This is a genomic window from Sorangium sp. So ce296, from assembly GCF_051529605.1.
GTDB lineage: Bacteria > Myxococcota_A > Polyangia > Polyangiales > Polyangiaceae > Sorangium > Sorangium cellulosum_D.
This window is the reverse complement of sequence record NZ_CP150325.1, coordinates 11,088,024-11,111,643: the sequence shown is the minus strand read 5'-3', so window position 1 is coordinate 11,111,643 and position 23,620 is coordinate 11,088,024. Positions and strand designations below refer to the sequence as shown.

Below are 23,620 nucleotides of genomic sequence, written 5' to 3'. Positions count from 1 at the left end.
CGAAGTCATCTGTCGCAAGCCCCCTTGTCGATGTTGGAGCAGCGCCAATTCCGTTACTGTCGCGAGATCGATCGAGGGCGCGCCCGCTGCGGGCCGGGCCTTATGGCGCGGGAGACATCGATGAAAACGCGAACGATTTCGGCGACTTTGCTCACCACGCTCGCCCTTTCGACAGGCTTCCTCGGTTGCGCTGACGACGCGGACGACGGCGTGGGAGCGAGCTCGACGAGCACGAGCTCCGTTTCCGGGAGCGCCAGCTCGGGCGTGGGCGGCGACGGGGGCTGCGGCGCCGACGGGGGCAGCGGCGGCGGCGACGGTGGCAGCGGCGACGGCGGCAGCGGCGGCAGCGGCGGCGGCGGCAGCGGCGGCGGCGGCAGCGGCGACGGCGGCAGCGGCGGATACGGCGACGGGGGGCTCGGCGCCCGGTGCGAGCTGGACGCCGACTGCGGCCCGAGCGGCATTTGCCTCTCCGCCTCGGGCAATGAGTTCTTCGGCGGAGGCCCGGCGGGCGGTTACTGCACGACGTCGTGCGCTGCCGACGGCGATTGCGAGGGCGAGGGCAGCGCGTGCGTCGAAGGCATCTGTCTTCTGGGGTGCCCCCTGGGAGATCCCCCGCTCGTCCGGATCACCGACGAGCTCGATCCGGGGAAGTGCCAGGGCCGCGAGGATCTTCGCTGCGACAGCATCGGTGACGTATCGGTGTGCATGCCGAGCTGCGGCATGGACAGCCAGTGCGCCGGCCGTGCGTGCGACCCCCGGATCAACCTCTGCGTCGACGAGCCGACGACGGGGCTGCCCGCAGGCTCACCCTGCGAGGTCGGGGACGAGGGCATCGACCCCTGCGCGGGGTGGTGCGTCCCCTTCGGTCCGGAGCTCGGTGTCTGCGCGGGGCTGTGCGCGCTCGGCGGAGACATCGCGAACGAGGACTGCGGAGGGTTGCGGAGCGGGATGTGCGTCTACGCGCTCAAAAAAGATCCCGGCATCGGCGACACCGGTGCCTGCGCCAAGGCGTGCACGACGCACGGCGACTGCCTGATGCCGCACGCCTCGTGCACGTTCGTGGGGCAGGAGAGCAACGGCTTCTGCATCTTCGGACCGACGAAATGCCCGCGCGGCCAGGGGGATTGCGGGAGAGCAGGCGAGGTCTGCGCCGAGACGCCGGACGGCCCGCTGTGCCTCGATGAGAGATACCCGCTGGACGATGCAGGTGCGGGCGGTGCAGGCGGCGCGGAGGGCGCCGGCGGCGCCGGTGGTACGGGCGGCACTGGCGTTCCTGGCGAGGCCGGCGGCACTGGCGGCGCCAGCGGCGCAGCTGGCGCAGGCGGCGGCTGACTACCTCCCCCCGCCGCCGGCGGGCGCTCCCGCCAGCGATCGAAGGCACATCCGCAGCCCCTCGCGGACGCTCCGCAGCGTGGCCACGGCGGCCATGTCGAGGCCGAGCGACGTGATCAGCGCCGCCACCGCGGGGCGCACCCCGGTGATCACCCCCTTGGCGCCGAGCAGCTCGACCGCGCGGACGATCCGGATCACGTGGTCGGCCGTCGCCTCATCGATGCCGTCGACCCCGGTCATGTCGAGGATCGCATAGCGGGCGCCGGTCCGGACGACCGCGTCGAGCAGCTCCTCCGTGATCACCCCGGCCCGCACGCCGTCGAGCGTGCCGATCAAGGGCAGCGTCAGCACGCCGTCCCACACCTGGATGATCGGCGTGGCGAGCGCGCGCAGCTCGCGCTGCTGCCGCACGATGAGCGACAGCTTCTCGCGGAGCTCCTGCTCGGTCTTCTGGAGCTCCTCGGCGATGCGGGCCCGCTCCTCGACCTCGCGTTTGAGCTTGTGCAGCGCGATCGCCAGATCCGCCTTCGTCGCCCGCTCCTCGTCGAGCAGGCGGTTCAGCCGCTCCTCCAGGGTCGTCGTCGCGGGGCGCACCGTGAACTCGTCGTGGGGATCGCCCCGCGCCGCGAACGACGTTTGCTCGACCTCGCACTCCTGACCGAACAGCCTCGTGCAATATCCGGCCAGCTTGCCCGCCATCATGCTGCTCCCCCAGCAGACGTCGAGCTCCTTCTGATAGAGCGCTTCCCACCCGTTCACCACGCGGAAGCGCGCCTCCTTCCGCTCTCGGTCGATGGAGACCGCCTGCCACAGGCCCCAGCCCGCGGTCGCCGCCCCGATGCCGAGCGCCCTGAAGCCCTCCTCGAACGTCGGATAGCCGGAGAGGAACGTCCAGTCGTCATCGACGCTGAGCCGACCGCCGCTCTCCACGGCGAGGTTGAAGCGCTCGGTCCCCGCCATCCGCTGGAAGCCCGACATCAGCCCGAGCACGCTGCTCGGCACGAACATGGACACCGACGGGACGCCGGCCCAGGTGCACTGCCCGCGCGCGACGTCCCACTCGATCGGCATTCCCCCGACGTCGACGCGGATCTTCTCGTCCAGAAGCTGAGAGCTTGTGCTCATAAATTCTCCGAATCCACGAGCTCACCCGCCCGCCTGACGCAGTGTACCGGCTCAGCCCGGCACGCGTCGCCCTCGACGGGCGAACCGCGACAGGCCCCGTTCCGGCCAAGACGGCAGTCCGGGGCTCACGCAGGAGCGCACGTCCGTGACGGCCTTCTAAGGGCGGTGAGGCCGGAGCAGCGGTGAGAGGATCCCCTCGCCGGGGTGGGCGCGAATCACGGCGGCTCCGGCGGGGCAGCGGGCGCCGCGCGCCGGAGCATGGATGTGAGGAGCGGGTGCGGTGATGGGATGGGGCTCACTCGCACGTCGAGAACTGGGCCGACGCGGTCTGCTCGGCCGTGGTGACCTGGACCGTGGTCTCGATCACCTCGTCGAAGACGTCGATCACGCGCACGCGCCACGGCCCCGGCTTCATGTTGCCGTCGCCGACACGCCAGTAGTTGTAGTCCCGCCGCGTGGCCTCCTTCCACGCCCCGTCGAGCTGGACCTGGACCCTGGCGATCGGGTTGCGGTGGCCCTGCACCCGGAACTCGTTCCACCAGTTGTTCTGCTCCTTCAGCGAGATGGAGAGGTCCCCCTCGACAGGGCATGAAACGAACTTCCACGAGATCTTGCCCTTCGCCCCGCCGTTGCCGGTCCCGAGATAGCCCTCGTCGGCCGACCCGATCTGCAGGAAGGCGTCCTTGCTCAGATCGATGTGCCCGGCCGTGCACTTCGGGTTGCTGCCGGTCGGACATTGATCGACGACCGTCGCCACGACCTTGCGCCCGTCGTCGCGGCTCACCTCCACGCAGGCCCCGCACGCGGCCGCGGTGTCGTAGTCGGCCGTGTTCAGCGCCGCGAAATACCGCCCTCCGCCGGTCGCCACGTGCGCGACCTTGTCCGGGTTGCTCCCGAGCACCGGAAAGCTGCAGTTCACCGCGCCGCCCGAGCCCTGGCCGAGCGTGTACCACGTCACCGATCCACGGCCGTCCTCGTAGCTCGGGAGCGGGATCGAGCAGGTGCCGCCGCTCCCGTCGCCCTCGGAGCCGCCGCCGGTCACGGCGCTCCCGCCGCCCGAGCCGCCGGCGCCGGTCGTCGCACCCCCGCCGCTGCCCCCTGCCCCGCCCGAGCCGCCCGCGCCGGTCGTGACCCCCGAGCCGGTCGGGCCGCCGGAGCTCGTCGTCGCGCCGGAGCCGGTCGCGCCGGTCTGGGTCATGGACACCATCACCGGCTGGTAGTCGCTCCCCGTCGCGGTCGCGCAGAACCCGAAGCTGGCCGCGCCCCCCACCGGGATCTGCCCGCGACCGGAAGCCGGGGTCACCGTCAGGAGCGAGCCGCTCCGGCTGGACTGGGCCTCCCACAGGTTGCTCAGGGTCGACTGCCTGAGATCGATGACGACGGTCCACGACGTCACCGGCGTGGTCCCCTCGTTCACCACGTTCACGTTCGCGCAATAGCCGCTGCCCCAGTCGGACGATCTCGTCAGCGCCGCGACCCCGAGCCCGTCGGTCGTCACCACGGCGCTGGTGAGGTCGTCCGCAGCCTCCTCGCCGGGCACCTCGGCGGTGCACGCGGCGGCGAAGAGGCCAGAGAGAGAGAAGGCAACAGCGGTTCGATAAGCCAGAGATCGCATCCTAAGTCTCCACGTCGTGGGCGCGCCGAGAGGGCGCGACCGGCAACACCTCCCTTAATGCAGATTCATGAGCTCGCCATCGCTCCAACGCACAGAAACGTCATTTTGACAAACAAGCACCCTGAAATGATCTCCCACGGCCGGAGAAATCCCCTGTTCCATCGAAGATTTCAACTCAGTCACAAGCATCTACACGAGCGCCGATTGCCCACATCACTCCCCACGAGCGCCCCTATCACCACCGGCTCCCCCTCGAGCGTTCGACGTCAGCGAACCCGAGCTGGCCTGTCGATCTCGCGCCGGCGCGCCCTGCCGAGCAGCGCGCTTTCGCGGTGGCGATCGTGCTCTGCGCCCCGGGGCTCCGGGCGCGCGGTTGTCGCGCGTCGCTCGGCTCCCGTAGACTGCGGCGCCCGATGCTCCTCACGCTCACCACCACGCACCGGCCGGCGACGGATCTCGGCTACCTGCTCGTCAAGAACCCGGCGCACACGCAGTCGTTCGCGCTCTCGTTCGGCAAGGCCCACGTGTTCTATCCGGAGGCGACCGAGGAGCGGTGCACCGCGGCGCTCCTGCTCGACGTCGACCCGGTGGACCTCGTGCGCGGGCGCGGCGGCGGCGAGCCGGGCACGCTCGCCCAGTACGTCAACGACCGGCCCTACGTCGCCTCGTCGTTCCTCTCGGTGGCGATCGCGCAGGTCTTCGGCTCGGCGCTCGGCGGCAAGTGCCGCGACCGCCCGGAGCTCGCCGACGTGCCGCTCCCCCTCTCCGCCACGATCGAGGCGCTGCCGTGCCGCGGCGGCGAGGCGATGCTCCGGCGGCTCTTCGAGCCGCTCGGCTACGAGGTCGCGGCCGAGCGCCTCCCGCTCGACGAGGCGTTCCCGGACTGGGGCCAGAGCGTCTACCTGCGCGTCTCGCTCGCGAGGACGTGCCGCCTCCGGGAGCTGCTCGCGCACCTCTACGTGCTCGTGCCCGTGCTCGACGACAAGAAGCACTATTACGTGGGCGACGCCGAGGTCGAGAACCTCCTCGCCAAGGGCGAGGGATGGCTCGCGGAGCACCCCGAGCGCGAGGCGATCGCGCTCCGCTACCTCAAGCACAGCCGGCCGCTCTTCCGCGCGGCGCTCGCCCGGCTGGTGGCCGACGAGGAGGCGAGCCCCGAGGAGGCCGAGGACGACAAGGCCGCGCCCGAGGACAGGGCCGAGGCGCGGATGAGCCTCGACGAGGAGCGGCGCGCGGCGGTCGTCGCGGCGCTCCGCCGCGCCGAGGCGAGGAGCGTGCTCGACCTCGGCTGCGGCGAGGGCAAGCTGCTGAAGCGCCTCGTCGACGAGCGCGTCTTCGAGCGCGTCGCCGGCGCCGACGTCTCGATGCGCAGCCTCGAGATCGCCAAGAACCGGCTCCGCCTCGACGACCTCCCCGACAAGCAGCGGCGGCGGATCCAGCTCTTCCAGGCGTCGGTGACGTACCGCGACGCCCGCTTCTCGGGCTACGACGCCATCACCCTGATCGAGGTCATCGAGCACGTCGACCCCCCGCGGCTCGGCGCGCTCACCCGCGCCGTCTTCGAGCACGCGCGGCCGCGCGTCGCCGTCGTGACCACGCCGAACGCCGAGTACAACGTGCGGTTCGAGGGGCTCCCGCGCGGCGCGCTCCGCCACGGCGACCACCGCTTCGAGTGGACGCGCGCCGAGTTCCACGCGTTCTGCGCCGAGGTCGCGGGCGCGCACGGCTACGCCGTCGAGCACCTGCCCATCGGCCCGATGGATCCGTCGCTCGGCGCGCCGACGCAGATGGCGATCTTCACGCGCGCGGCCGGAGAGGACGGCGCGGACGGCCCGGGCAAAGCGAACGGCCACGGCGGCGCAAACGGCCAAGCCGGTGCGGACGGCGGCGGCGCCGGGGCGCAGGCGGAGGAGGACGCGTCGTGAGCGAGCCGAAGCCGCTGGTCGTCCCCGCGCTCTCGCTGGTCGTGCTCGTCGGCGCCTCCGGCTCCGGCAAGAGCACGTTCGCGCGGGCGCACTTCAAGCCCACCGAGATCCTCTCGTCCGACCACTACCGCGGCGTCGTGTCCGACGACGAGAACGACCAGGCCGCCAGCGCCGACGCGTTCGAGGTCCTGCGCTTCATCGCGGGCAAGCGGCTCGCGGCGGGGAGGCTCACCGTCGTCGACGCGACCAACGTGCAGCCCGACGCGCGCAGGCCGCTCGTCGCGCTCGCACGCGAGCACCACGTGCTGCCGGTCGCCATCGTGCTCGACCTGCCCGAGAAGCTCTGCCACGCGCGCAACGCCGGCCGCCCGGACCGGCAGTTCGGCCCGCACGTCGTGCGCGGCCAGAGCCGCGAGCTCCGCCGCTCGCTCAAGGATCTCCGGCGCGAGGGCTTCCGCTACGTGCACGTGCTCTCTTCGCCCGAGGAGGTCGCCGCCGCCACGATCGAGCGGCAGCGCCTGTGGACCGATCGCCGCGACGACCACGGCCCGTTCGACATCATCGGCGACGTCCACGGCTGCTTCGACGAGCTCGTCGAGCTGCTCGAGGCGCTCGGCTACCGCCTCGAGGGGCTGCCGGACGCGCCGCGGGCGTCGCACCCCGAGGGCCGGCGCGCGATCTTCCTCGGCGACCTCGTGGACCGCGGGCCGCGCTCGCCCGACGTGCTGCGCCTCGCGATGGCGATGGTCGCGTCGGGCGCGGCGCTCTGCGTGCCCGGCAACCACGACGTGAAGCTGCTCAAGAAGCTGCGCGGCCGCGACGTGCGGCCGACCCACGGCCTCGAGCTGACGCTCGCGCAGCTCGAGGTCGAGACGGACGAGTTCAAGGCGAAGGCTGCGGACTTCATCGACGGCCTCGTCAGCCATTACGTGCTCGACGACGGCAACCTCGCGGTCGCGCACGCGGGCGTGAAGGAGGCGTTCCAGGGCCGCGGCTCGGGGGCGGTGCGCGAGTTCTGCCTGTACGGCGAGACCACGGGAGAGACCGACGAGTATGGCCTGCCCGTGCGGTACAACTGGGCCTCGGAGTACCGCGGCAAGGCGATGGTGGTCTACGGCCACACGCCGACGACCGTGGCCGAGTGGGAGAACCGCACCATCTGCATCGACACGGGGTGCGTGTTCGGCGGCGCGCTCACGGCGCTCCGCTACCCGGAGCGCGAGCTCGTCGAGGTCAAGGCGCGCCGGGTGTACTACGAGCCGCAGAAGCCGCTCGCGCCGCGCGGGGCCGACCCGAAGGCCGACCCGCGGGGGCCGGCGGACGACGCGCTCGACATCGACGACATCCGGGGCCGCCGCGCGATCCGGACGCGGGTGCACGGCATGGTGACGATCCGCGAGGAGAACGCCGCGGCGGCGCTCGAGGCGATGAGCCGCTTCGCCGTGGATCCGCGCTGGCTCATCTACCTGCCGCCGACCATGTCGCCGAGCGAGACGTCGAAGGACGGGGGCCTGCTCGAGCACCCGCGCGAGGCGTTCGCGTACTTCCGGCAGAACGGCGTGGGCCGCGTCGTGTGCGAGGAGAAGCACATGGGGTCGCGCGCGGTGCTCGTCGTGTGCCGCGACGAGGCCGCGCGGAGGCGGCGGTTCCGCGTCGACGACGGGCCGCTCGGCGTGTGCGTCACGCGCACGGGCAGGCCGTTCTTCGCGGACGAGGCGCGGAGCCGGGAGCTCATCGACCGGGTGCGCGCCGCGATGGACCGCGCGGATCTCTGGGCCGAGCTCCGCACCGACTGGGTCTGCCTCGACGCGGAGCTCCTGCCCTGGTCCGCGAAGGCGCAGGACCTCTTGCGCGGGCAGTACGCCGCCGTGGGCGCGTCCGGCCGCGCGTCGCTCGACGCCGCGGTCAAGGCGCTCGAGCTGGCGGCCGCCCGCGACGAGAGCGCGCGGCCGTTGCTCGAGCGCCACGCGGCCCGCAAGGCGGCGATGGACGGGTACGTGGCGGCCTACCGGCGCTACTGCTGGCCGGTGCGGTCGATCGCCGATCTCCGGCTCGCGCCGTTCCACCTGCTCGCGAGCGAGGGCGCGGTGCACGCCTCGCGGGATCACGGCTTCCACCTGCGGCAGCTCGCGCGGCTCTGCGAGGTCGATCCGGCGTTCTTCGTGCCGACCCCGCACCGCGTCGTCGACCTCTCGGATCCGGCGAGCGAGGCGCAGGCGGTGGCCTTCTGGACGGAGATGGTCGAGCGCGGCGGCGAGGGGATGGTGGTCAAGTCGTGGGAGTGGGTGGTGCGCGGCCCGCGCGGGCTCGTCCAGCCGGCGATCAAGTGCCGCGGGCCGGAGTACCTGCGCATCATCTACGGCCCGGAGTACCTGATGCCGCAGCACCTCGCGCGGCTGCGCCACCGCAGCGTCTCCGCGAAGCGCGCGCTGGCGCTGCGGGAGTACGCGCTCGGCCTGGAGGCGCTCCACCGCTTCGTCGAGGGCGAGCCGCTCTACCGCGTGCACGAGTGCGTGTTCGGGGTGCTCGCGCTGGAGAGCGAGCCCATCGATCCTCGGCTTTGATCGACACTGCGTCGCCTACGCTCCTCCTTGGGTACGCAGGTATTGCCGAGCCGCCCCCCTCCCCGGGAGCCTACCGTGAATGCGTCATCCGGGAGGAGCTCCGGCAACGCGAGGCGGTGGCAGAGAGAGCACTGAGGAACAGCCGATTCCGTGCCGGTCGCGCTGCCCTGGACAACGGCGAAAACCCGTTGCGCAGGGGGGAGGGGGTGGGATCATGGACCGAGTTCATAAGGGAAAAAGGCTGTCATCGCCGTGATGACGTAGCCAGGACGCCCTGGATGAACGTCATTGCTTGAAGTCAAGCGGGGCTCGTGGATCGCAGCCACGCGTCGACCCGCTCAAGGGGGGGGATCGCGATGAAGCTCTGGGGGATCTCTGCGTGTGCTCTCTGGATGGTGCTGATAGGGTGCGTGGGCGAGCCCAGCTGGGAAGAGGAGACGGATCTGCAGCAGACCGCGCAGGCGCTGCATGAGCGCAAGCGCGACCTGATGTCTGGGCCGGGCGCGAAGCTCGGGCCTCATCTGCGCGCGCTGCAGCGGGCCGCGGCGGCGCGTCCGTCGGCCGACGAAGCCGCGTTCGACCGGAAGTTCCCGACGCTCCGCGTGCAGGACGGCTACGTCGCCGTCAGCGCGTACGGCGACGACGGCGCGGCGCTCGCGGCGCAGCTCGCCCGCGAGGGCATGCTCGACGCGCGGGTCCATGGCGAGTCCGTGTCGGGCCGCGTCCCGATCGCCCGCCTCGGCGCCATCGCGGCCATGGGGGACCTGAAGTACATGAAGCCCACGATGGCCACGACGCAGGCAGGTCTGGTCACGACGCAAGGTGATCGCTCGCTGCGGAGCGACGTCGCGCGCGCGCGGTTCGGCGTCGACGGCCGAGGGGTCCGCGTCGGCGTGCTGTCGGACAGCTTCGACTGTCGGCATGAGCCGCTCTTCCCAGGGCAGATGTTCACCGACGCCGCTAAAGACATCCGTAACGACGACCTGCCTCGGGATACCGTCGTCCTGCAGGATGTGGACCGGACGACGGTCCCCGACTGCATCGACGAAGGTCGCGCCATGATGCAGACCATCCACGACGTCGCGCCGGGAGCGAGCCTGTCCTTTCACACGGCGGCCATCAGCGAGGACGACTTCGCCGCCGGGATCGTGGAGCTCGCCGACAACGGTGCGAAGGTCATCGTCGACGACATCATCTATTTCGACGAGCCGATGTTCGAGGATGGGCGGGTCGCCGACGCGGTGGATCGGGTGGTCAAGCGCGGCGTGGCGTATTTCTCGGCCGCCGGCAACCTGGCGCGCCAGTCGTACCAGTCGAGGTTCCGCGACTCCGGTCGAGCCGGCCATTCCGGCGGGCGACGCCACGACTTCGACCCGGGGCCGCGCGTCGACGACCTGCAGCGCGTCTCGGCGGGCGCGCGCTCGATCACGCAGCTGGCGTTCGACTGGGACCAACCGTCGCTCTCGGCCAATGGCAGGCGCGGTTCACGGAGCGACGTGGATCTCATCTTCTACCACGAGAACGGCGAGCCCGTGGAGGAGTGCACGATGGCCCCCGCGCAGGTCGTCTGTCAGATCGCAGGCATCGCCAACAACCTCGGCGGGGACGCGGTCGAGGTCCCCGTGCTCATCAACGGATCTGACGAGGAAATGGTCTTCAAGATCGGCATCGAGCTGATCGCGGGCCCGAAGCCGGATCTCATGAAATACGTGTGGTTCAATATCGAGGGCACGTTCAGCGTCGACGAGTTCGACACGCGGAGCTCCACGATGTACGGCCACCTGAACGCCGCCGGCGCCGAGGCGGTCGGCGCCGCGGCGTGGTTCCAGACCGAGGAGTGGGGCCCGCTCAACCCGGCGTGCGTGCCCGCATGCCTGGAATCCTTTTCCTCCGTAGGCGGCACGCCGATCTTGTTCGACGATCGCGGCCGGCGCCTCCCGATCCCGGAGGTGCGGCTGAAGCCCGGCGTGACCGGACCGGACGGTGGAAACACGACGTTCTTCTTCGCCCCCATCACGGTGGAGATCCCCGGCAGCACCGAGCCCGACCAGTTTCCGAACTTCTTCGGCACGTCGGCGTCTGCACCGCACGTCGCTGCCGTGGCCGCCCTGATGCTCGACGCGCGCGCGCGCGACGTCGCGGCCGGCACGAGCATCCTCGGCGCGCACAGGCTCCCACCGTCGCTCGTCTATCTGGCGCTGAGGCTCACCGCGGAGGACATGCGGCTGCGGGACCTCGGCGGCGAGATCGGCCCGGTACCGGTCGAAGGCGCGCGCGGCTTCGACTTCGAGACGGGCTTCGGCTTCGTGGACGCGGTGCGCGCGTTGCGAGCGGTCCTGAGCCTCTAGGGAAGGCCGGGCTCGACGCTCGGGCCGCGCAGCGCCACCCGATGGGGCGCTCGCCGGCGGCTGCCGCGCGCAGCCAGCCGGCGCGTCGTTTTCTTGCCGTCATGTCAGACGCCCCGAGGGCGCGGCGAAGGAATGGGCAGGCGGATCGCTCGGGGCGAACCTCCCCGGGGCCCTGCCTCATTCCACGGCGCTGGGCGCGCCGCTGGCCCACCGGCGGAGCACGCTCGCGTGGGCGCGCGCCAGGCAAGAAAGGCACTCATTTCCATGCGAACTCCCATGCACACGGTATCTCTATCGGTCGCCCTCGCCCTGCTTTCGAGCCTCGCGGGCTGCGTCGCGCCCGACCCTGCGGACGGGGCGGAAGGCGAGGCGGTGGACACCGCGTCCGGCGCGCTCGTGGCGGACCGGGCCAGCCTGCCGACGCCGGCGGCTTACTGGAGCTTCGACACCTGCACGGACGGGACGAACGCGCGGGTCCGGGAGGACTCGGGCCGGGGGGCGTTCGGGGTGATGTCCGGCCGCGGCCTCTGCAGTCCGGGGAAGTTCCTGTCCGCCGGCGACTTCAACGGCGCCGGCGATCAGGTGGAGATCAGCAGCGCCGGGCGGAGCTACCTCCACTTCCAGGACCAGATCACGGCGGCCGCCTGGGTCAACCCGCGGAGCGTGACGGGATACCGCACCATCGTGAACCAGTGGTACGCCGCGGACTCGTTCCTGCTCGGCATCGATCACGGCAAGTACTTCTTCTCCGTGGCCTTCCCCGGCGCAGGCGCGGGCCAGCACGTCCTCGTCGAGACCCCGGCCGTCGCGAACGCCTGGGCCCACGTCGCCGGCGTGTACGACGGCGCGGCGCTCAAGCTCTACGTGAACGGCGAGCTCCGCGCATCGACGCCCGCGTCCGGCGCGCTGCAGCAATCGACGCGGCCCATCGTCATCGGCGGACACCCCGCCTGGAACGCCTACGACGGCCTGATCGACGAGGTCCGCCTCTACCAGCAGGCCCTGAGCTCCACGCAGGTGGCGCAGCTCGCGGCCGGCGAGGTCTACCCGGTGAGGGCGTATTACGTCTATCCGAACGACCAGCCGTATCACCAGGAGTACGTCGACGCCATCAACACGACCCTCGCCGAGCTGCAAGGCTGGTATCGCCAGCAGTCGAACGTCTCGTTCCACCTCGTGGGCTCGGTCCAGGCGGTGCGCTCGTCCCAGAACTACGTGAACATGCGCTGCGGCTCGTCCCCGTCGAGCGCCTGCCAGAACAACCCGATCGAGATCCCGAACTGGCTGAACGCGGTGTCTCAGGCCGTCGGCGGCTTCCCGGCGCGGCAGTCCACGCTGGTCTTCTCCCAGGGCGGCGGCGGCTATGCCGGCGCCAACCTCTATGGCGACTACACCGGCTTCGCCGTCGTCGGCGACTGGGTGCTGGAGCCCATCTCCGGCGTGCGCGAGCCGCTGGCCATCCACTGCGGGTACGCCACGTGGCAATGCCTCGACGGCACGCCGAAGGGGACCGTCGCGCACGAGCTCGGGCACTCGCTCGGCCTGCACCACCCGGACAGCTATCCCGGCGAGTCGATCATGGGATGGCACGGCGGCTATCCGACGACCATCTTCTTCGATCACGAGCAGATGATCCTCCAGGAGAGCCCGATGCTCTCGTCCGGCGTGCTCGTGCGCGGCGGGCTCTGGCTCGACTTCGGGAACGCCGATACCATGTACTCGAACACGACGGTGACCCTCACCGGCTCTGGCTTCGGGCCCGGCGTACAGGTCGAGTTCGTGGACGCCACGCACACCGCCGTCGTAAGCCCGACCACCATCACCGGGACGAGCCTCACCGTGCAGGTCCCGAGCGGCCTCGGCCCCGGGTACATCCGCGTGCGCAACGGCAGCGGGGCGAGCAACAAGGTCGCCGTCAACTTCTATCCCTGATGGGCGGAGGCCCTCGCGGCGGCGCCGCAGCGCTCGCGCCGCCGCGAGCTGCGCTGTCCTCGCGCCGCGCCGAGTCCGGCGGCTGAGGAGGCTCGCTCTCCGGCCCGGCGCGGCCGCTCCTGCCCGCGCCCCGACATCGCATGCGCCGCCCGCCTCTTGACCTCGCGCGACGACGATGCGACAAGAGCAGTACGACGAACGAGGTCGCTAGATCGCGAGATCGAGCACGGCGCTGCACGCGAGGTCGAGGCGAAGCTCGGGATGCTCGGGCCATCGCCGTGCCGCGAGGAGGAAGGTCGATGGCGCGCTCCGTCGACGCGGCCCCGTTCCTACCTGTCAACTGCAAGCGGTTCATGCGCAGCGTCGATCCGCGTGCGTCGTGATCATCCGAGCGCCTTGCGGGAATCTTTGTGGTTAACCTATGTTGAGACAATCTCGATTGCGCCACTTCGGGAATTTTTCATCGTCACCCGTGCTCGGCGCGTTGCTCCTGTTAGGAGCGTTGCACATCGGCGGATGCGGCGATGACGGCGATGGTGGCTCCGGCGGCGCCGGTGGCCAGCCTGGGACCACCAGCAGCGGCACGACGGGAAGCGTCACCTCCGGCGATCCGGGCGGCACGACCTCGGCGTCGACCGGAGGCACCGGCGGCGACGCGAGCACCAGCACCAGCGCCGGCAGCGGCGGCGCCGGCACCGGCGGCGAGGGCGGCTCGGGTGACGGAGGCGCGGGCGGCGAGCCGACGCCGCCGGTCGATTCCGGTCTTCCGACGCCCCCCGGCGCCGACAACGTGGCGAAGCCGTCCGGCGCTGCCGGCGGGCTCAAGGTCATCGATTGGGCCGGCTTCGCGGGCGCCGTGACGTACTCCTTCGACGACGTGAACCAGACCCAGATCCAGAACTACGATGCGCTGAACGCGCTCGGCGTGCCGTTCACCTTCTACGTCTGGACCGGCAAGAACGAAGCGAACAACCCGGTGTGGACGAAGGCGCTCATGGACGGCCATGAGCTCGGCAACCACACGAAGAGCCACAGCAGCATGGACAACGGCTCTGATACGGACGCCGCGACGCAGTTCATCAAGGACAAGTGGAGCATCACGCCGTATACGATGGCGGCTCCGAACGGCTCGGATGCGTATGTGAGCATCGCCCAGTCGCGCTTCCTCATCAACCGCGGCGTGTCCAACGCCCTGATCAGCCCGAACGACTCGAGCAACCCGTTCAAGCTGCCCACCTACATTCCCCCGCAGAACGCCAGCACGGCGCAGATGGACGCGGAGGTCACGAGCGCGCGGGTGGGCAAGAAGTGGCGCACCTTCTGCATCCACGGCTTCACCGGCGGCAGCGACGGCGCCTATATGCCCATCCCGCTCAACGCCTTCCTCGAGCACGTCAAGCACGTCAAGGATTTCGGCGACGTGTGGATCGGCACCATGGAGACCGTCGGCGCCTACTGGCTCGGCCAGAAGGCGGTCAGCGACGCCGACAGCAATCAGACCGGCGGTGAGACGACGTACACGTGGCAGCTCCCCGCGAACTTCCCGCCGGGCAAGTACGTGCGCGTGACGGTCACCGGCGGCACGCCCAAGCAGAACGGCGCTGCGCTTCCCTGGAATCCGCACGGCTTCTATGAGGTGGCGCTCGACGCGAAGTCCCTCACGCTGTCGCCGTGAAGCGAGCCGCCCGAAGGTCCGCGCCGTCACCGGCGCGGCTTCGGGCGTAGCCGACCCCCACCCGTTCATGCCAGGATGGCGGCCACGCGCAGCCGTGGCCGGCGAGCGGCGACCGCGCCGGTGGCGCAGAGCGCGACCCTCGGACGCCCCGGCATGAAGGCGGCATCTTCGACCTCTAAATACCATGTCTGACACCACCGGGAGACCCATGGGGAGCTTCGCTCGGTTGCTCCGCGAGCCGATCGTTCATTTTCTCTTCATCGGCGCGCTGCTATTTCTCGCCCACCGGCTCATCGTCGGCGATCCGAGGGTGGTCGTCGTCAGCCCGGGGCTGAGGGCGGACGTGGAGCGGCGGTTCCGCGATGAGACGGGGCGGGCGCCGACCGAGGAGGAGCTGAAGGCGGCGCTCGACCGGTGGAAGCGGGACGAGGTGCTCTATCGTGAGGCGCTGCGGGAGGGGCTCGATCGGCAGGACGCGACGGTGCGGACCGTGCTGGCGGACAAGCTGCGGGCACGGGCGGCGCAGCAGACGCCGCCGCGGGAGCCGACGGATGCAGAGCTGGACGCGTGGTTGGCCGCTCACCGGAGCCACTACGAAGCGCCGCTGCGGTACAGCTTCGAGGTCGTCGCTTTTCCCAAGAGCGATCCAGCGGCAGAGGCGCAGCGGTCGACGTATCGACGTGCGCTGGCCGACGGTGCGGACCCAAGCGCGCTCGGTCGTCCGATCGCGGGCGGCAACTTCACCCGCGACAAGCTCGCAGCCAAGTTCGGACCTGCGGTCTCCGAGAGCATTTGCAACCTGCCGCTCGCGACGTGGCAGCCCCTGGAGACCGAGGACAGCCTGCTGCTCGCGCGGGTCAACCGGATCGAAGGAGGGCTGCCCAGCCGCGAGTCGATACGTCCGACCCTCGTCGTCGACTGGACCGCCGCGAGGAAGAGGCAAGCCGCCGACGACTTCGTCGAGAGCGTCGTCGCGCGGTACAGGTTCGAGGAGGAGCCTTGAATCGCCTGTGGCTGCTCCGGCTGGCGTGGTCCCTGCCGCTCCTCCTGGTCGTATTTCTGGCGCCTGCCCCCGCAAAAGGCCACGAGCTCAACTCGGCGTCGCTCTCGCTGACGGAAGTGGAAGGGCGCGAGGGGCGGTTTCTCGTCCGCTGGGAGGCGAGCTCGTCCACGCTCAAGTCCGAGCTCGCGGCGCCCGCCGTGTTCCCACCGCCCTGCAAGCTCGACGGGGAATTTCTCGACTGCGGTCCCGCTGGCCTGGTCGGCACCGTCGAGCTCCCCTGGCTCGAGGGGAGCGAGACCAACGTGATGGTGGCGATCGAGTGGCGGAGCGGAAGCCGGCTCCTCCGGGTGCTCACCGGCAGCGATCCGACTTTCGTGGTTTACGGTATCCCCGCTTCCGCCGGGCTCCTCGCGCTGAAGCCGATCGTGGTCGATTATACGTGGCTCGGCGTCGAGCACATCCTGACCGGGTTCGATCACCTCCTCTTCGTCATTGCGCTCACGCTCCTCGTGCGCGGCGGTCGGAAGCTGATCGGCGCCGTCACGGCGTTCACGGTCGCGCACAGCCTGACGCTGGCCTGCGCCGTGTTCGGCTGGCTGACGTTGCCGTCGCCGCCGGTCGAAGCGACCATCGCGCTCTCGATCGTCCTGGTCTGCGGCGAGTGCCTGCGGCCGGCCGACTCGCTCGCCCACCAGGCCCCGTGGGCCGTCACATTCGCCTTCGGGCTGCTGCACGGGCTCGGGTTCGCGTCGTCGCTGCTCGACATCGGGCTGCCGGAAAAGCATGTTCCGACCGCGCTCCTGTTCTTTAACGTGGGCGTGGAGATCGGTCAGCTCGGCGTGATCGCGCTGGTGCTCGCGCTGAGCCTCCTGGCCGCGCGGGTCCCCGTGCAACCGGCGACGGTGCGGCGCGGCCTGGTGTATGCGATGGGCGGAATGGCTGGCTACTGGTCGATCGAGCGCATCGTTGCGACCCTGACCGGCGCAAGCGTTTAGCGGATTGCCTCAGGGGACGGGCATCTCGAACGCCACCGCGTAGTTCGGCTGCGCGGTCCCGGTCATCGAGCCGACACCGGCACGTGGAAATGCACCGTGATCACGCGCCCGCTGCGCTCGACCCGGGTCGGCTGCAGCGGCTGCCAGTCGCGGCCCAGCACCACCTTCTCATGGTAGACATCGAGCACGGCCGCTCTCTCACCCTGACATCGGATCACAAATGATGCGTGAGGAGAGAGGATTGAACAACAGAGGGCACAGAGGGCACAGAGGACAGAGATTTTTCTCTCCTCTGTGCCCTCTGTGGTTCAAATTCTCTCGCGAGATCGGAGACGACCTCGACGAGATCGGCGGACGTCAGGACTCGCGCGGGCGCTCGAGCTCGTCCCAGAGGCGCACGTCGCTGCGCTCCTTCAGGAAAATCCCGCCGACCACCACGGTGATGAGCGCCACCGCGATCGGGTAGAGGAGGCCCGCGTAGATGTTGCCGGTCGCGACCGTCACCGAAGAGGCGATGAGCGGGAGCAGCCCGCCGAACACGCCGTTGCCGACGTGGTACGGGATCGAGAGCGACGTGTAACGCACCTTCGCGGGAAAGGCCTCGACGAGGTAGGCCGCGATCGGGCCGTAGACCATCGTGACGAAGAGCACGAGCACGAACACGAGCAGCGTGAGCACGACCGGGCTGTCCGCGTTCTGCTTCATCGCCCAGAACACCGGGAAAAACCCGATCGCGCCGCACAGGTTGCCCGCGATCATGATCTTCTTCCGGCCGATGCGGTCCGAGAGCGCGCCGAAGAACACGAAGAACGGCATGCCGAGGGCGAGCGCCGCGGCGACCACGACCGTGGACGTGATGAACGGGACCTTCAGCGTGTTCTGCAGGAAGTAGAGGGCATAAAACTGCCCCGTGTACCAGACGACGCCCTGGCCGGCCGTGGCGCCGAACAGGGCGATCAGGATGACCTTCCAGTTGCGCTTGTTGCCGAGGCTATCCTTGATGGGCGCGGCCGACGTCTTCCCCTCGGCCTTCAGCTTCGCGAAGATCGGCGACTCCTTGAGGCGGACGCGCACGTAGAAGGACACGCCGACGAGGAGCACCGACAGGAGGAACGGGACACGCCAGCCCCACTCCTTGAAGGCGTCCTCGCCGACGATGAGGCGGCTCCCGAGGATCACCGCCAGCGAGACGAACAGGCCGAGCGTCGCCGTGATCTGAATGAACGAGGTGTAGAAGCCGCGCTTCTCGTCCGGCGCGTGCTCGGCGACGTACACCGCCGCGCCGCCGTACTCGCCCCCGAGCGCGAGGCCCTGCACGAGGCGGATCAGGACGAGCGCCAGCGGGGCGACGAGCCCGGCGCTCTCGTACGTCGGCAAGATGCCGATGAGCGACGTCGCGCCGCCCATGAGCAGCAAGGTCACGAGGAACGCGTACTTCCGGCCGACGATATCGCCGATGCGCCCGAACACGAGCGCGCCGAACGGGCGGACGACGAAGCCGGTGGCGAACGTGCCCAGCGTCAGCAGAAAGCCCGCCGTCGGGTTGTCCTTCGGGAAAAAATGCGTGGAGATGATCGCGGCCAGACTCCCGAAGATGTAGAAGTCGTACCACTCGATCATTGTGCCGCCGGCGGACGCGAAGATGACCTTCCAGAGCGTGCCGCTGTCGACGACCTCGCGCCCGGCCTCGCGGGCGCGGCGCGGTGGGGTCACGGCGAGGATTTCGGGAGACGTCTGTGCCATGGGAGCGGTTCCTCGAAGGAGTTCCAGCGCTTGTCGAGAGGGCCGAAGCCGGGCTCGCGCCGTGTAGAGGGAGCCACGGTGTCGCGCAGGGCCTCTCCCGCGCCACCCCCCAGTGTTCCGTCTGCTGATCTCCAGGATCCGAATACCACGCAAGGCGCCGCGAGAGTACACGTTCTGCTACGGGCCAATCACGTAGACAGGCCCGTCCGGTGACACCCCGTTACGATCGGTAACACCCGCCGGTGCTCCAGGTGGCATCTCGTCGACTCAGGCCCGTCCGGGGACACCCCGTTACGATCGGTAACACCCGCCGGTGTTCCAGGTGGCATCTCGTCGACTCAGGCCCGTCCGGTGACACCCCGTTACGATCGGTAACACCCGCCGGTGTTCCAGAGGCCATCTCGTCGACTCAGGCCCGTCCGGCGAGACCCCGTTACGATCGGTAACACCCGCCGGTGTTCCAGAGGGCCATTCCGCCCTCGCCCCGCGCGGTCCTGCTCACGGCGCCGCCTCGGGCCCGCGCCGCGCCCCGGGCGCGCCCGCGAGCGGGAGCCGCACGACGACCGTCGTCCCCTGCCCCACCGCGCTCCGCAGCGTGAGCGTGCCGCCGTGATCCTGGACGATCGAGCGCGACAGCGGCAGCCCGAGCCCCGTGCCGCTCGGATCGCGCTTCGTCGTCACGAACGGCTCGAACACGGCGGCGAGGAGCTCCTCGGGGATGCCCGAGCCGTGGTCCTCGACCTCGACAACGATCTCGCCCGCCTCGGTCCGCCCGCGGACGGCGATGGTCGCGCCGGCCCCGGAGGCGTCGCGGGCGTTCGCGAGCAGGTTGACGAAGACCTGCACGAGCTCGCGCCGATCCCCGACGACGACGAGCGACTCCGGGCAGGCCTGCTCCACCCGGACGTGCGGCGCCGCGCGGTCGAGCCGGAGCAGCCGCTCGGCCTCGGCGACCACCTGGGCGAGCGACACGCGCCCGACCCGCGCGCGCGGGCCCTCGCCGGGCGACGGCACGGCGCCGGTGCGGCTGTGCTCGAGCAGCGTCCGAAGGATGGCCTCGATGCGCGCGGCCTCGCCGAGGATGAGCCCCGCGCGCGCGCGGATCTCGTCGCTGTCGGCCTCGGCCCGGAGGTTCTGCGCGAGGCAGGCGATGCCGGTGAGCGGGTTGCCGACCTCGTGGGCCACGCCCGCGGCGAGGCGGCCGAGCTGGGCGAGCCGGTCCTTGTGGGCGAGCTGCGCCTCGAGCGCGCGCTGCTCGGTGCGATCCTCGACGAGGAGGACGACGCCGCCCGAGGCGGCGCGCGCGTCGAGCGGATCGAGCGCGGCGCGGTGCACGCGCAGCGAGCGCGCGCGCCCGGCCACGTGCGCCTCGATCTCCTCGGCGCCCGCGCCGGCCTCGGCGGCGGACGCCGCGCGGACCGCGCGGGCGAACAGCTCCGCGAACGGGGCCGGCAGCCGGTCGAGCGGCGCGCCGACGAGGTCGCGTTCCTCGACGCCGACGAGCGCCTCGAGCCGCCGGTTCACGAGGCTTACCGCGCCGTCGGAGCCCACGGCGCAGACGCCGAGCGGCAGCTGCGCGAGCACCGAGCGGAGCCACCGCCGCAACAGATCGAGCTCGCGCGCCGCGCCGACGAGCCGCGTCTCCCCGCGCGCGAGGCGCCGCTCGAGCCACCGCAGCTCCTCGGTGAGCGCGCCGCCCGCGCCCGGCGCCGCGGCGGGGGCGCCCGCCTCCTCCGCGACCGTCCTCGCGAGCACCGGGCCGACGAGCGGCGACAGGTTGCGGTGCAGCCGCTCCTGCAGCGCGTGGAGCTCGGTGGGCCGCGTCTCGTCGCGCGGGATGTCGAGCTCGATCCGGGCGCGCGTGACCTCGATGCCCGCCGCCTCGCGGCCGAGCAGCCGGGCGAGCCGCTCCTCCAGCGCCCCGACGCTCGAGGCCACGGTCGCGCGCTCCACCGACGGGCCGATCTCGCGCCGCCGGCACAGCCGCGCCGCCTCGCGCTCCGCCTTGGCCGGCGGGCGTAGCAGCGAGACGAGCGCGAGCGTGCCGCCGTTGACGGCGAGCGACACGAACGTCGGCAGCGACCACGTGTCCATGGGCAGGGCGCGCGCCGCGCGCGCGGCGCGGCCCCCGTGGTCCGCGCCCTCGAGCAGGAGGCCGAGCCACGCCGGATCGAGCCCGGGCATCCCGGGCAAGAGCGGCGCGAGGCACAGGGCCGTCCAGCAGGCGATGCCGGCGAGCAGCCCGGCGATGAACCCCGCGCGCGTGGCGCGCTCCCAGAAGAGCACGGCGAAGAGCCCCGGCAGGAGCTGCGCGAAGGCGACGAACGACACGATGCCGCTCTCGACGAGCAGCCCGCGGTTCGCCTGCGCGCGGTGGAAGAGCCACCCGCCCACGAGGATGGCGGTGAGGAGCCCGCGGCGCATCCACAGCACGCGCGCGTAGACGTTGCGGCGCAGCGTCCTCCGGGCGAGCGGCAGGAGCAGGTGGGTCGCGCTGTCGTTCGCGAGGGCGACGGCGGTGACCATGACCATGGCGCTCGCCGCGGAGATGCCGCCGATGAAGGCGGCGAGCGCGAGCCAGCGCTGGTCGAGCAGCTGGGGCACGAGCAGCACGTAGCTGTCGGCGGGCCCGGCCGGGGCGAGGCGGGTCCCGGCCCAGAGGATGGGCAGGACGGGCAGGTTGAGGGCGAGCAGGAACAGCGGGAAGGCCCAGGCCGCCCTGGCGAGCGCCCGGTCCCCGGCGCCGCTGGCGAAGGCCATGTGCCACTGCCGCGGCAGCAGGAAGGCCGCGGCGAAGCTGATGACGAGCATCGACGTCCAGCCGCTGTCCTCGCGCACGGGGCGGGCGAGCGCCTCGACCTCGGCGGCGTGCTCGCGGAGCCAGCCCGCGAGCCCGGAGGCCCCGCCGAACGCGCCGAGCACGGCGACGAGGCCCACGGCCGCGAGCACGGCGAGCTTCGCCGCCGACTCGAACGCGACCGCCGTCGCGAGGCCGTCCTCGCGGCGGCGCTCGGCGGACGGGCGGGCGCCGAAGAACGCCGTGAACAGGGCGAGCAGCGCGCAGAAGACGGCGCCCACGGCCTCCTCGTGCCCCGGCCCGGACAGCACGCGGACCGACTCCTCGGTCGCGCGGAACTGCTGCGCGACGTAGGGCAGGCTCGCGACGAGGGAGAACGCGGCGACGAGCGCCCCCGCGGCGGGGCTCTGGAAGCGGAAGGCGAGCAGGTCGGCGAGCGACGAGAGGCGCTGCTCGCGCGTGATGTGGAGCACGCGCGACCAGAGGAGCGGCGTGGCCATGCACGCGAGGGTCGGGCCCAGGTAGACGGCGAGGAAGACGAGCCCGTGGCGCTGCGCGAAGCCGACGCCGCCGTAGTAGGTCCACGACGAGGCGTAGACGCCGAGCGAGAGGGCGAGCACGAGCGGGTGGCGCGCGAGCGCGCGGGGGATCCGCTCGCGCTGGGCGGCGAGCGCGATGGCGGCGAGCACGGCGAGCCACGCCACCGTGGCGGACAGGAGGACGCCGACGTCGATCACGGCGGCGGCTCCCGCTCGCCGCGGCCGGCGTCGCCGCGGCCGGCGTCGCCGCGGTCGCCGTCGCCGCGGCCGGCGTCGCCGCGGGCGCCGTCGCCGCGGGCGCCGTCGCCGCGGCCGGCGTCGCCGCGGTCGGCGCGCGTCGCGAGCCAGGCGAGGGCGATCAGCGCGACCCACACCGCGAAGACGGCCGCCACCGCGAGCGGGCCGCGCGCCCAGAGCAGGCGCGCCGGCGACACGAGGAGGACCGCGCCCAGCAGGGCGAGCACGAGCGCGCGATCCGCCGCGCCGGCCTCCGCGTCGTGTCCTCCGCGCATACGGCAAGAGGCTACTCAGGGTGGGGTCGAGTCGTGGTCAAATTTGAACATGAAGGCGGGAAGGCGGGAAGAAAACATTAATAATATTAAAGCCTTCCCGCCTTCATGCGGACTCTCTCCGGGCAAAGTTGACCACTACCCCCCGGGACCGCTCACCTGCCCTCGGCCGCGATCTGGGCGAGCATCGAGCGCGCGTGCGCGATCACGCCCTCGTTGCCCGTGTCCATCCCCCACTTCGCCGCCATGGCGGGCCAGGCCGCCCAGCGCTCCTGGGCGTGGGCCGCGAGGCCGGCCCAGGTCGCGCCGCCGGCCGCCTCGAAGCGCGCGATGCACGCGTCGAACGCGGCCTTGCTGAAGGCGCCGGCGAAGAGGGCGAAGTCGACCGACGGATCGCCGAGGTGCGCCTCGGTCCAGTCGAGGATCCCGGTGAGCCGGCCGCCCTCGTCGAGGAGCATGTGCCCGGGGTGGAGGTCGCCGTGCACGAGGGCGAGGTGGCGCGGCCAGACCGCGTCGTTCGCGAGCCAGCGCTGCCACCGCGCCCAGAGGGCGTCGGGGGGCGAGAGCGCGGCGCGCGTCTCGGCCATGGCCCGCGCGTGGAGCTGCCGCGTCTCGTCGATGGACTTCACCGGGACGCCCGCCGCCGCGATCGCCGCCACGTCCACGCGCTGCAGCGCCGCCAGGGCGTCGGCCACCGACGCGATGAACGCCTCCGAGGGCGCCGCCGGGTCGACGCGGTTCCAGCGCACGCCCGCCTCGGGGTCGATGGTGATCGCGGGGACGTCGCCGAGCCTCGGGTAGGCGATCACCTGGTCGGTGTGCACGCGCCAGTCGGGGACAGCCACCGGCAAGCGCCCGCGCACGAGGGCGAGCACGCGCGCCTCGACGCGCGCGGCCTCGACCACCGCGGCCCGGCGCGGCGTGCGCACGATCCACGGCACGCCCTCCTCGTCGTGGGCGTGCACGGCGAGGAAGTCGAGCCCGGTCTGGTCGAAGCCCTCGTGCGAGGCGACGAGCCGGAGCCCCTCGCGGCGCGCCGCATCGAGGAGCGCGCCGACGGAGTCGATGGGCGCGAAGGAGGAAGGAGACGGGGACGGGGTGGACGGCGTGTTGGAACGTTCGGTCATGATCGCGAGCCTCGTCGCGCGCCGCCGCTGCGGGCGGCGCGCGTGGATGGGGAAGACTCGCGGCGCGAGCTCACGACCGGCCAGGCGTGCGTGGCATGCTCCTTCCAGGCTACCGGGCGTGAGGCTCCGCGCCCCGGTCTTCCGCGTTGCGGTGGAAGACAGGGCACGGACGGGCACCCGCGCGCTCACCACGTCGACCCGGCCGCGCCGGGGTTACGGGGGAGACGAGGATGCCGAGCTCAGCGCAGCCGGATGAATGCCACGGACGGAGCATCTCACGCCGCGCCCTGCACCGCAACAGCGTTCACGGCGCTCGGCGCGACGCTGGCCCCGCGGCACGGCGGCGCCGCGAGCTCCCGGCTCGGCCTCCCTCCAGGCGGCGAGAGCCCCC

15 protein-coding genes are annotated in these 23,620 nt (G+C 71.6%); 8 read left to right on the top strand and 7 right to left on the bottom strand.

Features of this window, described 5'->3' with window-relative positions; genetic code table 11:
* The first annotated feature begins 120 nt into the window (after window positions 1-120).
* Window positions 121-1,332: a hypothetical protein gene (locus tag WME98_RS41215; RefSeq protein ID WP_437947140.1), complete on the top strand. Its 1,212-nt coding sequence runs from the start codon at window positions 121-123 to the stop codon at window positions 1,330-1,332.
* Here the strand turns inward: WME98_RS41215 and WME98_RS41210 are convergent, their stop codons facing one another.
* A complete protein-coding gene (locus WME98_RS41210; protein WP_437947139.1) occupies window positions 1,333-2,457 on the bottom strand; it encodes an STAS domain-containing protein in 1,125 nt (374 codons plus the stop codon).
* Between the two features lie 295 nt (window positions 2,458-2,752).
* Complete coding sequence (locus WME98_RS41205; protein ID WP_437947138.1) at window positions 2,753-4,072, bottom strand: expansin EXLX1 family cellulose-binding protein; 1,320 nt, start codon at window positions 4,070-4,072, stop codon at window positions 2,753-2,755.
* A 413-nt stretch (window positions 4,073-4,485) separates the two neighbouring features.
* On the opposite strand from WME98_RS41205, the gene WME98_RS41200 reads away from it, so the two are divergent.
* From WME98_RS41200 to WME98_RS41170, 7 genes are all read left to right on the top strand, one after another.
* Complete coding sequence (locus WME98_RS41200) at window positions 4,486-5,997, top strand: 3' terminal RNA ribose 2'-O-methyltransferase Hen1 (RefSeq protein WP_437947137.1); 1,512 nt, start codon at window positions 4,486-4,488, stop codon at window positions 5,995-5,997.
* The gene (locus WME98_RS41195) at window positions 5,994-8,561 is read left to right on the top strand and encodes a polynucleotide kinase-phosphatase (protein ID WP_437947136.1); all 2,568 of its coding nucleotides are present in this window, start codon (window positions 5,994-5,996) and stop codon (window positions 8,559-8,561) included. Before WME98_RS41200 ends, WME98_RS41195 begins: the two co-directional genes overlap by 4 nt.
* 392 nt (window positions 8,562-8,953) lie before the next feature.
* On the top strand, window positions 8,954-10,909 hold the full coding sequence (locus WME98_RS41190; protein ID WP_437947134.1) for a S8 family peptidase: 1,956 nt from the start codon (window positions 8,954-8,956) through the stop codon (window positions 10,907-10,909).
* A gap of 276 nt (window positions 10,910-11,185) precedes the next feature.
* Window positions 11,186-12,841, top strand: a complete 1,656-nt coding sequence (locus WME98_RS41185; RefSeq protein WP_437947133.1) for a LamG-like jellyroll fold domain-containing protein — start codon at window positions 11,186-11,188, stop codon at window positions 12,839-12,841.
* A gap of 502 nt (window positions 12,842-13,343) precedes the next feature.
* Window positions 13,344-14,516, top strand: coding sequence for a polysaccharide deacetylase family protein (locus tag WME98_RS41180; RefSeq protein ID WP_437947132.1), 1,173 nt, complete (start codon window positions 13,344-13,346; stop codon window positions 14,514-14,516).
* 184 nt (window positions 14,517-14,700) lie between these two features.
* Window positions 14,701-15,519: a peptidyl-prolyl cis-trans isomerase gene (locus tag WME98_RS41175; protein ID WP_437947131.1), complete on the top strand. Its 819-nt coding sequence runs from the start codon at window positions 14,701-14,703 to the stop codon at window positions 15,517-15,519.
* The gene (locus WME98_RS41170) at window positions 15,516-16,514 is read left to right on the top strand and encodes a HupE/UreJ family protein (protein WP_437947130.1); all 999 of its coding nucleotides are present in this window, start codon (window positions 15,516-15,518) and stop codon (window positions 16,512-16,514) included. The genes WME98_RS41175 and WME98_RS41170 overlap by 4 nt, the downstream gene beginning before the upstream one ends.
* A gap of 62 nt (window positions 16,515-16,576) precedes the next feature.
* Here the strand turns inward: WME98_RS41170 and WME98_RS41165 are convergent, their stop codons facing one another.
* The 5 genes from WME98_RS41165 to WME98_RS41145 form a co-directional block, all read right to left on the bottom strand.
* Entirely contained in the window at window positions 16,577-16,702 is a 126-nt protein-coding gene (locus tag WME98_RS41165) for a hypothetical protein (protein ID WP_437954165.1), read from the bottom strand.
* Window positions 16,703-16,871: 169 nt separating this feature from the next.
* Entirely contained in the window at window positions 16,872-18,257 is a 1,386-nt protein-coding gene (locus WME98_RS41160; protein ID WP_437947129.1) for an MFS transporter, read from the bottom strand.
* A gap of 498 nt (window positions 18,258-18,755) precedes the next feature.
* Entirely contained in the window at window positions 18,756-21,791 is a 3,036-nt protein-coding gene (locus tag WME98_RS41155) for an ATP-binding protein (protein ID WP_437947128.1), read from the bottom strand.
* Window positions 21,788-22,105, bottom strand: coding sequence for a hypothetical protein (locus tag WME98_RS41150; RefSeq protein ID WP_437947127.1), 318 nt, complete (start codon window positions 22,103-22,105; stop codon window positions 21,788-21,790). The genes WME98_RS41155 and WME98_RS41150 overlap by 4 nt, the downstream gene beginning before the upstream one ends.
* A 152-nt stretch (window positions 22,106-22,257) precedes the next feature.
* Window positions 22,258-23,229 (bottom strand): macrolide 2'-phosphotransferase, encoded by a 972-nt coding sequence (locus tag WME98_RS41145; protein WP_437947126.1) that lies wholly within the window; start codon window positions 23,227-23,229, stop codon window positions 22,258-22,260.
* Between the last annotated feature and the right edge of the window lie 391 nt (window positions 23,230-23,620).